The sequence below is a fragment of the uncultured Clostridium sp. genome, from assembly GCF_934754915.1.
Classification (GTDB): Bacteria; Bacillota; Clostridia; order Clostridiales; family Clostridiaceae; genus Clostridium.
In genome coordinates this window covers 1-13,417 of record NZ_CAKVKB010000036.1, presented here as the reverse complement: position 1 = coordinate 13,417, position 13,417 = coordinate 1, and the positions used below count along the sequence as shown (strand labels likewise).

11 protein-coding genes are annotated in these 13,417 nt (G+C 29.1%); 1 reads left to right on the top strand and 10 read right to left on the bottom strand.

Features of this window, described 5'->3' with window-relative positions; genetic code table 11:
• Positions 1–204: 204 nt before the first annotated feature.
• Positions 205–897 carry a PHP domain-containing protein gene (locus tag Q0F58_RS07835; RefSeq protein ID WP_294374669.1) on the top strand — a complete coding sequence of 231 codons (693 nt, stop codon included), beginning with the start codon at positions 205–207 and terminating at the stop codon, positions 895–897.
• A 265-nt stretch (positions 898–1,162) separates the two neighbouring features.
• Here the strand turns inward: Q0F58_RS07835 and Q0F58_RS07830 are convergent, their stop codons facing one another.
• The 10 genes from Q0F58_RS07830 to Q0F58_RS07785 all read right to left on the bottom strand — a co-directional run.
• The gene (locus Q0F58_RS07830; RefSeq protein WP_294374666.1) at positions 1,163–2,224 is read right to left on the bottom strand and encodes an ATP-grasp domain-containing protein; all 1,062 of its coding nucleotides are present in this window, start codon (positions 2,222–2,224) and stop codon (positions 1,163–1,165) included.
• Between the two features lie 78 nt (positions 2,225–2,302).
• On the bottom strand, positions 2,303–3,793 hold the full coding sequence (locus tag Q0F58_RS07825; protein WP_294374663.1) for an Hsp70 family protein: 1,491 nt from the start codon (positions 3,791–3,793) through the stop codon (positions 2,303–2,305).
• 57 nt (positions 3,794–3,850) lie between these two features.
• On the bottom strand, positions 3,851–4,951 hold the full coding sequence (locus tag Q0F58_RS07820) for a hypothetical protein (protein WP_294374662.1): 1,101 nt from the start codon (positions 4,949–4,951) through the stop codon (positions 3,851–3,853).
• A 40-nt stretch (positions 4,952–4,991) separates the two neighbouring features.
• On the bottom strand, positions 4,992–6,536 hold the full coding sequence (locus tag Q0F58_RS07815; protein ID WP_294374659.1) for an Hsp70 family protein: 1,545 nt from the start codon (positions 6,534–6,536) through the stop codon (positions 4,992–4,994).
• A gap of 185 nt (positions 6,537–6,721) precedes the next feature.
• Positions 6,722–9,478: a calcium-translocating P-type ATPase, PMCA-type gene (locus Q0F58_RS07810; RefSeq protein WP_294374656.1), complete on the bottom strand. Its 2,757-nt coding sequence runs from the start codon at positions 9,476–9,478 to the stop codon at positions 6,722–6,724.
• Between the two features lie 106 nt (positions 9,479–9,584).
• On the bottom strand, positions 9,585–10,163 hold the full coding sequence (locus Q0F58_RS07805) for a TerD family protein (RefSeq protein WP_294374653.1): 579 nt from the start codon (positions 10,161–10,163) through the stop codon (positions 9,585–9,587).
• 14 nt (positions 10,164–10,177) lie between these two features.
• The gene (locus tag Q0F58_RS07800) at positions 10,178–10,771 is read right to left on the bottom strand and encodes a TerD family protein (protein WP_294374649.1); all 594 of its coding nucleotides are present in this window, start codon (positions 10,769–10,771) and stop codon (positions 10,178–10,180) included.
• Positions 10,772–10,877: 106 nt separating this feature from the next.
• Positions 10,878–11,456 (bottom strand): TerD family protein, encoded by a 579-nt coding sequence (locus tag Q0F58_RS07795; RefSeq protein WP_294374646.1) that lies wholly within the window; start codon positions 11,454–11,456, stop codon positions 10,878–10,880.
• 156 nt (positions 11,457–11,612) lie between these two features.
• Positions 11,613–12,395 (bottom strand): HAD hydrolase family protein, encoded by a 783-nt coding sequence (locus Q0F58_RS07790; protein WP_294374644.1) that lies wholly within the window; start codon positions 12,393–12,395, stop codon positions 11,613–11,615.
• 12 nt (positions 12,396–12,407) lie between these two features.
• Positions 12,408–13,417: cysteine protease StiP family protein (locus tag Q0F58_RS07785; protein ID WP_294374640.1), on the bottom strand; the 1,010-nt coding region annotated here is incomplete at its 5' end.

The following is a 13,417-nucleotide window of genomic DNA, read 5'->3' as shown; positions in this document are numbered from 1 at the left end:
GGGTTAGCTCCATATATTTTTATGTATATTTTTAGTTTTTATTGTATTTACGCTAAAAATCATTCCAATATTTACATGTCGTAATAGAATAATTTTTTCATCATGAGGTAAAAAATAAATATTTTTTTATAATTGTTCCTTGTCACAAATTTATTTCATATATTAAAATACAAAACATTTCACAATTTATTTAGGAGTTTAAATATGTATAAAAAAGGTGATTTTCATATTCATTCAACAGCTTCTGATGGAAACTGTACTCCAAGCGAAGTTGTAATGCTCTCTCAGAGGCGAGGAGTTGATATTATAGCCCTTACTGACCACAATACAACTTCTGGACTTAATGAAGCTGTTAAATGTGGAAATTATATAGGAGTAAAGGTAATTCCAGGTGTTGAACTTTCAACTAAATACAACAATACACGAGTCCATATTTTAGGGTATTTTAAAGATGATAGTTATAACGATGAACTTCTTATAAAAGTATTGAACTGTGTAAAAAAACACAAAATAGACTCTGTAAAAAAACTTCTCCACGGTTATCTTAATACTTATTATAGACGAGATAAATTATGTGTAGAAAATGGAATTGAAATTTTAAAATTTTTTGGTGCAAATGTTGTTTTAGCTCATCCTGTTCTTCTTCCTAAAAATGATTTTGATGAAATAATAAAATTGAATTTTGATGGAATTGAAGCTAAGTATTTTTCAAATACTGAAACTGATACAAAGTATTTCCTTAATATTGCTAAAGAAAAAAATATATTTTACACTGCCGGCTCTGATTTTCATATATCAAATGAAAAATATAGATCTCATGGTCTTATTGGAGATGTTTACCTAAATTCAGATGAAATATCAGATTTTATCACAAGAGCTGATTTAATTCATATATAAATATAGAAACAATAATATTTATACAATTAATAATGTGTAATTGAGAACTTACAATAAATGATGAAATTCCTGTAAAATTCCTTTAATTATTATGTAGTTCTATTATTTCAAACATATATAAAAAATTACTACATAACATCGTAATTTTTGTTATGCAGTAATTCTTTAATATATGTGAATATTTCATAATTATAATCTTATATAATCAAAATTCACTCATAATATGTATTTTCTATTTCTACTGATATGAAAAATCTTCATATGATTATACTAAAATTTCTTCTTTTCTCTTTACTGTATCACTATTTAATTTATAAATATCATAAACATTTTCTGTTCTGACTTTTATCTTATTACATTCATATTTTTCACTTTCTAATTTTTCACCATATGCTTTTTTTATGGCTTTATGTAAAAAATTTATTCCTATTTTACAAGATTTAAAAATCCCTGCTGACATTCTTGAATTTATTTCAAGAAGATAAATTTCATTATCTTTCAATTTAAATTGTATATTAAATAAGTTATCTAACTTATATCTTTCAGTTAATATTGCAGCTATTTTATCAGCTTTTTCATCAATTCTTACTATCTGTTCAAATTTATTACTTTTTACTCTTGTAACTGAATCAACAAGTCTGCCGTTATCTCCAAGACAATCTATTGACCATTCATCATCTGGAAGAAATCCCGACATAAGCATAGGTTCTATTTTTTCCACGCTATTCAGTATCTCACATAAACGCTCATAAGAAATCTGAAAAGATGAAAATCTAAGTTCATCAATTAGAGAAGTCCCTTCCTTAATCACCTTAAATCCTTCTGCTCCAATTCCTGATACTGGTTTAATGCACACTTTAAATCCCTTGCTTTTTATATATTCATATCCATCTAAAAATTCTTTATAATTTGTTATCATTTTATATGGAGGTATTTTTATAATAGATTCGTCCTTCAAATCATCATATACGGCTGCTTTGTTATCAATAAATTCATATAATTTCCTGCTGCCAACAAATATCGTCTTTATTCCTAACTCATTAAACTTATCAGAATATCCAGAAAGCTCTGATACTCTATACCTTGGAACAAATACATCAATATCATGATTTATACAAAAATTTATGCAATACTCTGCATAATCTTCACTCTTTTCAAATTCTGGTTCAAGTTCATAATAATCTGCACTTTCTTCAAGCCTTATATTTCTCACTGGATGAGAAATATATATTTTATAACTTATATTGTCATTATTATTCTTTAATTCTTTAATTATCTCTGATGTATCTGTAAAACATCTATTAAAATATACATTTATACTTTTCATAATATAACCCTCTTTAAAAAATTCCATTGCTACAGAACTTATTAAAACATCTATTGCAATGCTAATGACTCTTTAATTTTATACAAGCTTCAATACTTCTGTCTTATTTATTCCACTTAATTCTTCCTGAATGTTAACCTTAACCTCCTGAGAACTTCCAACTTCAAATGTTATGTTAATTTCAAGCTGGTATTTAGGAAACGGCTTTAATCCAGTAACTCTTACAGTACCAACATGAGAATTTTTCTTTGCAATTGGATCAGTTCCTTGATAAACCTCAACATCAATTTCTGTCTGATTATCTTCATCAGTAGTAAATGTCAAAGTTTCCTTTGCAGGAGTTTTTGAATTCTGTTCTATGAGTACAATAAAGTTTCCATCTCCATCTTCAACACCAAGTGAATGTGCAACAGCTGTTCCAATCGTTATTTTCTTATTAAAATCAAGTTCATTTGCAAGATATGCTGCATAAATTGCTGCCCCTTGTGCAACACATAGACTTGGATCAATATCTGAATATGTTTTACCATCTCCACATTCTTCTCTTATTATATCATCCACTATTGAAATCTTGCTTGAACCACCAACTTTTATAACTTTATTTATGTCACTTGATGATATTCCTGCATTTATCATAGTCTCTTTAGTTATCTTTCTTATTTTTTCAATGTATTTTTCTATTGATTTTTCAAAATCCTCTCTTGTATATTCAGAATCTATATGAACTCCAGGAATTACATCAGGCACTGCAATATATGTGACATCTGTAGAGCTAAGCATTTCCTTACCTCTTATTACAGCATCTAAAAGTTTCTGTTTCCCAATTTTTTTTAGCTTTTCAACCTTAACAGTCTCAAAATCAATCCCCTCTTTTTCTATAATATAATCCATAAAGGCCTTATCAAAATCAAGTCCTCCTAATCTATCATCTCCGCCTATTCCTATTACATTAAAATTAATGTCCTCAGCATTTTCTTTTATGTTTATTATTGTTAAATCGAATGTACCTCCTCCAAGATCAAATACCATAATATTTTCATCTCTGATTTTTCCTTCCTCTGAATGATGCAGTCCATATGCAAAAGCTGCTGCAATAGGTTCCTGTATTATTCCAGTCAAATTTAATCCTGCCATTTTGGCTGCATCTGCTGTATTTTGAAGCTGATGTGCTTTAAAATAATACGGAACTGTAACAACTACTCCTGAAGCATTGTACACTCCTAATGGAAACATTCCTTGTATATTATCATATATATTTTTTAAAATCATTGATGATATTTCTATTGGTGAATGTTCTTTTGATCCTAACTTTATCTTTATTGTATTATCATCCATCATTCTCTTCACACCGACTACAACATTATCTGGATTTAAAATTCCACTCATAAATGCAGCATTTCCATATATATATTTATTATTTTTTTCATCATAATAAACAACTGACCTTATACATCTTTCTCCTTTTGGACTATATACCTCTGCTTCCTTGCCTGTCCATCTTGCTACAGAACTATATGTTGTTCCTAAATCTATACCTATAACTGGAGCATTTTGTGCATCATATTTCATTATTTATCCCACCCTATTTAAAATAAAATTTATCTATAAAATATCCTTATTAAGAATCTACTTTGATATTAACTTAAATGCTATAACCTGAGCCTGCCTCAATACATAATTATGTCCAGTTCCATAAACATCTTCCCTATATTCATATCCATTTCTTATTACACTTTCAACCTTTTCATCAAGAGATGGATCTTCTGTTTCTTCAATATCAAGAACCTCTGCAAATTCAAAATCAATTGCATCATTTACATTAATATCAATTTCCTTTATTTCACATTCATCTAGAAATTTATCAAATAATCCCTTTAACTCTAAATATTCAGAAAATATATCTTGTTTTAAAACTTCATTAGAAGCATTTTTAATAAAGTTTATACCTGAATTTATTCCATCTATTATTGGGAGAATACTATTTTGTATAAATTCAAAATACTTATTTATCAAATTTGATCTTTCTGCTGAAACACTGGTAATTATATTGTAATTTTCGTTCATTATATTACGTATTTCATTTTCATTCTTATCAATCAAATCATCTCTTATCTGATTTTCATTAAACTGCATTATGTCTATTTGGATAATTTTATTTATACCATTTGAAAGTACATTTCTACTCATTTTATCAATCATATTGATACCTTTTATTCTATTTTCAATAAGTTTATTATCTTCTAAGGTATCAACTCTGTAGTTTTCTTTCATATGATTATTAAAATTTTCTATACTAAGATGTACATTATCAAACGCTTTTTTACTATTTCTTATGAGTTCGTTAATCTTTAATCGCCAATCATTATAACTCCATACATTTCTGTCATATGCTATTTTGTCATCATATATCTGCTCTTTATAAAGATTTAAATCTAAAGCAGAGATTTTATCATCATCTTTTTTACATTCCAATTCAGATATTTTATTTTCATCATTCTTATCCAAATCTTCAAAAATCGAATCAGTTTTTGACACATTTGTATTATTTGTTTTCTTATTTGTTTCCTTAACTAGCTTGTCCTCTGTAATTTCACTTGTTATTTTTTCCTCTTCATGTAATTGATTTTCACTGCTTTCTGATGGTACTGAATTTTCCATACTATCATTTTTAGAATTCTTATTATCATTATTACACATTATATAATCCTCACCTGCTTTCTTTTGCAATATATAATCACCTCTATATAACTTGCGTATATTAATTTTTTTACCTTCCTTGATCATGTGTATCAATTAATACTTCAACTGGTTTAAGTCTTCCCATTTCTACATATGCTATTATTCTGTTTATATCATTCATTTCCACAAGTTCCATAAACTCTCTTGTCATAGGTATTTCAACACTTCTAAACCTTATTATCATATTTTCATCAATATCAAATAAAGCCAAAACTGGAATTTCATTTTCCTGGGGTTCTATTATCTTTAATATAAGTTCACCTATATATTCATTTTCTGAAGGATTTATATTATCTCCCCTATATACATTAAACAATACCTTTCTTTGAAAAGGCTTTGATGTTGCACCAATTACTCCATTTTGTACTGGAAGTAAAGAACCTTTTCTCACTATAGGTTGAAATATTAAATTGTCTTTCATATCCAGCATATCAACACCATAAGTAAAAACTGTTTTTTCTTTTATATTTATCTTCTTGCTCAAATCAATTCCACTTCTGTCCTGATAATCTGGAGAAGAAAGATTGACTGCCATTATTGCTGCCCCTCTTGCTACAACCTCATCAACATTTGCAGACATATATGGTTCCTTTATTTTTCTTGTGATTGTCTCACTTATTATAGGCATTTTAGTAGACCCTCCAACAAGAATCACCTTATCTATATCCCTTTCTGTATAATGTATGCTTTCTAATGCATTATTTACTTTCTCTATTGTTCTATTTACAAGATTTCTTGAAAGATCCTCAAATTCTTCTCTTGTTATTACTTTTTCCAAGCAATAATCATCTATAAGATTAGGGATAATCACTTCTGTTTCTTCCATATCTGATAAATCTTTTTTTGCTTTTTCTGCTGCTTCCTTAATTTTTGTCATTGCAGAAATATATTTTCTATCTTTTTGAAGACTCAAAACTACATTTAAATCCTTTTGAACCTGATGATATAATATTCCACTTATAACTTCATCAAAATCATCACCACCAAGATGAGAATCACCATCCACTGCAAGTATCTCAAAATCATTGTCCTTAACTTTCATTATGGAAATATCAAATGTGCCTCCCCCAAGATCATAAACCATTATTGTCTGATCCTTATTCTGGTCAATTCCATAATCCAAAGCTGCTGCTGTTGGTTCAGGCATTAATCTTAATACTTTAAATCCAGCCCTTTCAGCAGCACTTTTAGTTATTTTTCTCTGTTCTGATGTAAAATAAGCTGGTACTGTTACCACAGCCTCTTTAATATTTTCGCTAAGATATTCTTCTGATTTTTCTTTAATTTTCTTCAAAATTCTATATGCCGCATCTTCAGGAGTAAATATATTGCCTCCTAAATTATAATGTGCATCTCTTCCTATTTCCCTCTTACTTGATGCAATACAATTTTTAGGATCAATTAAAAGTCTCGATTTTGCCTGTTCACCAACTATAATTTCATCATTTCTGAAAGCTATTACAGATGGCATTGTATTTTTCCCTTCTATTGGAATAATCTCAACTTTTCCTCTTTTAATATAAGCTGCAACTGAATTTGTTGTTCCTAAATCTATTCCTATTATTATTGACACCTTTTCTCCCCCTCCTCATTAAGGAATAAAAAAATCTGCTTCGCAGGCTGCGTGTTTCCGCCTTTTTCAAAAGTTATCCATAGCCTGTCCCTAAATATAACTTCCTATAAAATAAAAAAGCACCTCAGGGAACCCTCAGAGTTCCCTGAGGCGTTTTTAAACAACCTCTTGAATAAAAATATTATCTATTTCTTAAATAATCTTAATACAAATTTAACCAATTCATTAACTACTATTACCATGAATGCAAGTGCTATTACTTTTCCCCACATTGAAACTGATAATGCTACAGAACTAAAGAATTGAGTAAATATCTGAGTAAATATTACTTGTGCTACAGCTGTAATACCTATAATTTGAAGCGCTAACTTATTCTGCAATAAGTTAGGTATTATACTGTCAGTTCCAAATTCTCTACAATTAAATGCATTGAACAATGCACTGAATGCAAATAATGCAAATAATACTGTTTCCATTTCACTGGCATTTCCTACAACTTCTGTAGATGCACCAAGAATATTAAACTTCATCTGAATCAATAATATACTTGTCACATATAAAGCATTCAATACAATAGATGTAATCATACCTTTTGTTATTATACTTGCATTTCTATCTACAGGTTTTCTATCAAATACTTTATCTCTTATTGGTTCTAATCCTAAAGCTAATGCTGGAGGTCCATCCATTATGATATTAACCCATAAAAGCTGAATTGTAGTAAATGGCATATCAAGATTTAATACTTGTGAAACAATAGCAATTAAGAATGCAATAATATTAACTGTAAGCTGGAATTGAATGAATCTCTGGAAGTTTTCATATACTCCTCTTCCCCATTTAATGCCATGAATAATTGTAGTAAAGTTATCATCAGTAAGAATTATATCTGCTGCATTTTTTGATACTTCTGAGCCTGATATTCCCATTGCAATACCAACATCAGCTTTTGTAAGTGCTGGAGCATCATTAATACCATCTCCTGTAACACCTACTACTTCACCATTTGCTTGAAGAGCACTAACAACTCTCATTTTTGTTTCTGGCTTACTTCTTGCAACTATAGCAATATTTTTAATTTCTTCTTTTAATTCATCATCTGATAATGTATCAATATAAGTTGCTTCAACAGCTTTTTTACCTTTAGTAAGCATTCCAAGCTCATCACCAATAGCTACAGCAGTATTAATATTATCTCCTGTAAGCATTTTAGTTTCAACTCCAGCTTTTCTTGCTGTTTCAATTGCATTTGCAACATCTGGTCTTAGCGGATCTTTAATAGCAACAAATCCATTAAATACCAATCCATTGCTTTCAGTTATAGACTGAGGATTTAAAATACTTACATCAGCTGTGGCAGCAACTTCTGCTTCTGCTTCCTGTATCATTCTAAAGCCAAATGCAAGTATTCTCATTGACTTCGACTGAAGTTTCTTAATTTCTAATACAATTTCTTTCTTTCTTGCTTCTGTTAGTTTTACTATTTCACCATTTACAACTTCATTTACAGCATTATTTAATAATATTTCTGGAGCACCCTTAGCAAGAAGAATTGAATTTCCATTATCATTTAAGATTGTTGCCATAAATTTATTTTTTGAGTTAAATGGCATTTGGTGAATAACTTCACTTTCTTTTCTGGCTTTTTTATAATCATAATTCTTTAAATATAAAAGCAAAGCACATTCTGTTGAATTACCAAGATAATTGCATTTATCACCTTCAAAACTTATATCTGCTGTTGAATTTATCAAACAGTTATTTATAAAATTTTTATCACTTATCTTGTCTGCACTTTCTACAAAAGCACCATTTAAATAAAGATTTTCAACTGTCATTCTGTTTTGAGTTAATGTTCCTGTTTTATCTGAACAAATTACACTTACTGAACCTACAGTTTCACAAGCTTCTTTCTTTGTAACAAGGGCATTTATCTTTGCCATTTTCTGCATTGTAATTGCAAGTGTCATATTGATCATTGTTGGAAGACCTTCTGGTACTGCTGCAACAATTAATGCAACACAAACAACAAAAGCTGTCTTTACTTGATCAATAGAATTTAAAAATGGTAGAATTCCTGATGTATCCACATTTAGAGAATGAGACATAACAAGTTTTGTAACCATAAAAATAAATAACAATGCTGCTATTACACTCGATACTTTTGCAATAGTACCACCTAAGCCTCCAAGTTTAATTTGAAGAGGAGTTTCTTCATCTTCAACTTGAAGATTCTGAGCTATTTTACCCATTTCAGTATTATCACCAATAGTAGTTACCACCATTGTAGCTTTCCCATAAGCTACTAAAGTTCCTCCAAATCCCATATTAATCTGCTTTGCAGGAATAGGATCTTGAATTTTCTTACTTCCATCTTTTGCTTCAATTTCTTCCATTTGAACTATTGCATGTGCATCTTTTTTTACATCATCAGATTCACCTGTAAGCATATCTTCTCTTATCTTTAAATCGATAGTTTCTATAAATCTTCCATCTGCTGGAATCATATCTCCGGTCTCAAGATAAACTATATCACCTGGAACTAATTCACTTTTACTTATCTGGCACACCTGTCCATTCCTAAGAACCTTTACCACTATGTCTTCTGTCATTTTTGATAGAGCTTCTGCTGCTTTTTTAGATTTTCCTTCTGTTATAATTCCAATTGCAATACCTATTGCTACTGCCATAACAATACCAACAGCATCATAATATTCACCTATAAGTGCACTTATTAATGCAGCAGCTAGAAGGATGAGCATCATTGGCTCCATTATTGCATCTTTGATATCATCTAGTATGCTGCCTTCTTCTTTGTGTGTAAACTCGTTCCTTCCATATTTTTCATTTCTTTGTTTTACAGAAGAAGAATCGAGCCCACTTTCCGTGTTAACATCTAAATCTTCTAATACAGATCCGATATTTTCATTAAAATACTTCATTTATATTACCTCTGTTTTATAATTTTATAAAAAACTTCTGCAGCCTAAATTAACAGACCACAAAAGTTTTTATTCATTAATTATTTATTGACTATTATATCAACTTTTAAACATTAAGTCCAAAATTTCTGCAAAGTGCAGCTAAACCGCCTTGGAATCCACTTCCTATTGCATTGAACTTCCATTCGCCATTATGTCTATATAATTCACCTACAACTATTGCTGTTTCTATTGAGAAATCTTCTTCTAAGTCATATTTTATAAGTTCTTCATTGTTATCTGCATTAAAAATTCTTACATATGCATTTGAAACTTGACCAAAATTTTGTTTTCTTTCTTCAGCTTCATGAATTGTTACTGTAAAGTCAATTCTTTCAATATTTGCTGGAACTGCTGATAAATCAATCTTTATCTGTTCATCATCTCCATCTCCAGCACCAGTTAAATTATCTCCCATATGTTCAATTGCACCTGAAGCATGCTTTAAATTATTGTAGAATATCATATCTGCATCAGTTTGAACTTTTTTATCTTCACCACAACAGAATGCTGCTGCATCTAAATCAAAATCAAATCCACCATCATACTTATTTACATCCCATCCTAATCCTACAACTATATTTTTTAATCCTTTATTTCCTTTTGTTAAATCAACTTTTTGACCTTTTGTCAATACTACTCCCATTATTATATACCTCCTTAAATATATCTTTTCATCATATCACCAAGACCTGTATCATTTGTACCCTGGCCTATTGCTGCAAATTTCCATTCTCCATTATGTCTGTAAACTTCTGCTACAATCAAAGCAGTGCTTCCAGTATAATCATCACTTAAATTATATCTTGCAATATCTTTCCCAGTTTTATTATCTGCAATTCTTATAAATGCATTTTCAATCATTCCAAAATGTTGTTTTCTCCTTACACAATCATAAATATTAGTTACAAAAACTAATTTATTAACATCTTTAGGAATTCTTGATAAATCAACTATAATTTGCTCATCATCACCGTCGCCATCACCTGTGATATTATCACCAGTATGCCTTACAGCTCCACATCTGCTTTGCAAATTTCCAAAGAAAACCAAATCTTTTTTATCTACAAATTTATCATTTCTAAGCATAAATACAGATGCATCAACATCAATATCAGGACCACTGCTAAGTAATCCTAAGAACCCTTTAGATTTTTTTACAGGATCCCACCCTAATCCTACTAATAAGTTAGTGAGACTTGAATTGCCTTTTGTCAAATCTATTTTTTGTCCCTTAACCAGATTAATAGCCATCTTGCATTTTCCTCCCTTAAAACCTTAATATTTCAGAAAAGACATTATGTATACTAACTCATAACGTCTTTTCCTATATTCTATTTACGAATATTTATTTATAATATTAAACATTTAAACCAAAGTTTTTACATAATGCAGCCAATCCACCTTGGAATCCACTTCCTATTGCATTAAATTTCCATTCTCCATTATGTCTGTAAATTTCTCCTACTACTATTGCTGTTTCTATTGAGAAATCTTCTCCTAAATCATATTTTAGTATTTCTTCGTTAGTTTCTGAATTTACAATTCTTACATAAGCATTCGAAACCTGACCAAAATTTTGATTTCTTTCAACAGCTTCATTAATTGTTACTGTAAAATCTATTTTTGAAATATTTTCTGGTACTAATGATAAATCAATTTTTATCTGTTCATCATCTCCATCTCCATCACCAGTTAAATTGTCTCCCATATGTTCAATTGCACCTGAACTATGTTTTAAATTATTATAAAATATAAAATCTAAATCATTATGAACTTTTCCATCTTCTCCACAACAAAATGCAGATGCATCTAAATCAAAATCATATCCTCCATCATATTTATTAGTATCCCATCCTAATCCTACTAATATTTTCTTTAATGATGCATTATTCTTAGTTAAATCAATTTTTTGACCTTTTTTTAGTACTATTCCCATAAAAATCCTCCCATCATCTATTTTTAGCATAGATAATTATTTTTTATCGTCATATTTTTATTTTATCAGTATTTGATTTAAATTCCAATAATATTTAATTTTCTTTAGTTTTTTTTAAGAATAATTTTAAGAATAAATAAATTTATTATTTAATTTTTATATTTTGTTTATAATTTCAAGAATCTCCTCTATGCCTTTAAATCCTTCATTTTCACTAATATAAAAACTGTGTTCTTTATCTTCATTTTCAATTGCCAGATATGATTTTCCTGGAATATATCCCTTCTTAGAGGCTTTGAGCATATTTATATCCATTATTGAATCTCCAAGAGCTTCAAATTCCATATCATTTAAATATCTACACAAATACTCAATCGCGGCTTCTTTAGTAACTACATTAGGAATAAAATATATTTTTCTTCCACTTACATATAAATTCCATCCTGATTTATTTAAATACTCTTCAAATGAATTTAATAAAACATCTTTAAAAATTTCTCTATCTACGACAATATAAAAAAATATATCATCTACATCTCTTATTTTAATTATGCCTTCAATCTTAGAATAATTAGTATTGAAATATTCCATCATATCTTTAAGACTTACACAACTTTCTAATCTTTTTTTCAATACTTCATTCCATTCCTTAAACACTTGTCCATTATGAAGAATATTTCCTCCATTGGATACTATGCTCCATTCAAAATCAATACCATTATTCTTAAACATAATTCTTTTATATTGTTCAATACTTCTTGTTGTTGTAGGAATAAATTTTTTTTCTCTTAATATATCCCTTAATATCTTTATAGATTCTGGTGACATATATGAAATTTCTTTTCCATCAAGAACTTCAATACATATTTGTTTTGTTTCATCATTTATAAATTTATTTGAATATATTAACGTTCTATCCAGATCACTAAAATATATCATTAATTCTCTCCTCTACACATCTTTCATATTTTTAATTATTCCGCAACACTTATATGCCTGTAAAGGATATTCCTGAACTGGTACACCCTTTTCTTCTGCCAAAACAAAAATATGATTAAGTTCTGGATCTTTTAAGCTTTTAACTAGTATTTTATACGGTATTCTTCTGAGGAGCACCCTTGTTGTTTCACCAATTCCAGGTTTTATAAAATTTATATCCTGAACATCAAAATACTTTCTTACACTTTCAACATCATCTGCTCCTAATTTTGTTATTTCATCTTTTTCCCAAGTACTTATATACTTGTCTATATCCGAATATTCGCTTTCAAATTCATTGGATATTGTATCAATGTATTTATTAGATTCATCAAATTCCTTCAATTCTTTGTAATATTTAGCTCCATGAAAATCGTCTTTTCCTATAAGATCACTTCTTAAAACAGTCCTGCTCACAAGACCAGATACTGTTGAATTCAGACATGCACTAGGTATAAGAAAATCCTCTCTCACTCCAAATGCATTTGAATATCCAGCTGGATCTGCCAGAACTGCAAGACTATCATCAAGTTTTATATTATATTTTGAAAAAAGAGTTTCACAAGCTTCCTTTAAAACATTGCATATTGTTCCTTTTCCAGTCCATCCATCTATAAACTGAATTTTCATTCCCTCATGATTTTTTAAAATATACTTTATTGCATTTTCATCAATACCCTTATCTCTTATTATTGATATAGTATAATGAGGCAGATTTAAATCATATCTTTGCTTTATATATCTTTTAGCTAATATTCCAATTGGAGTACCAGCTCTTGCTAATGATACAAGTACTACATTTTCACCTTTATGTTTCAATATCTTTTCTGACATTACCCCAACACAATAGGCTAATTTTTTCTTATACATTTCAAGTTTTTCTTTATATAAATTTAAATACCTGTCACTTACCTGATATTCTATAGGAAGCATTTCAGAATAATGCCTGCCACTTTGTATTGCCTTTTCCCTTTCAGCATTTC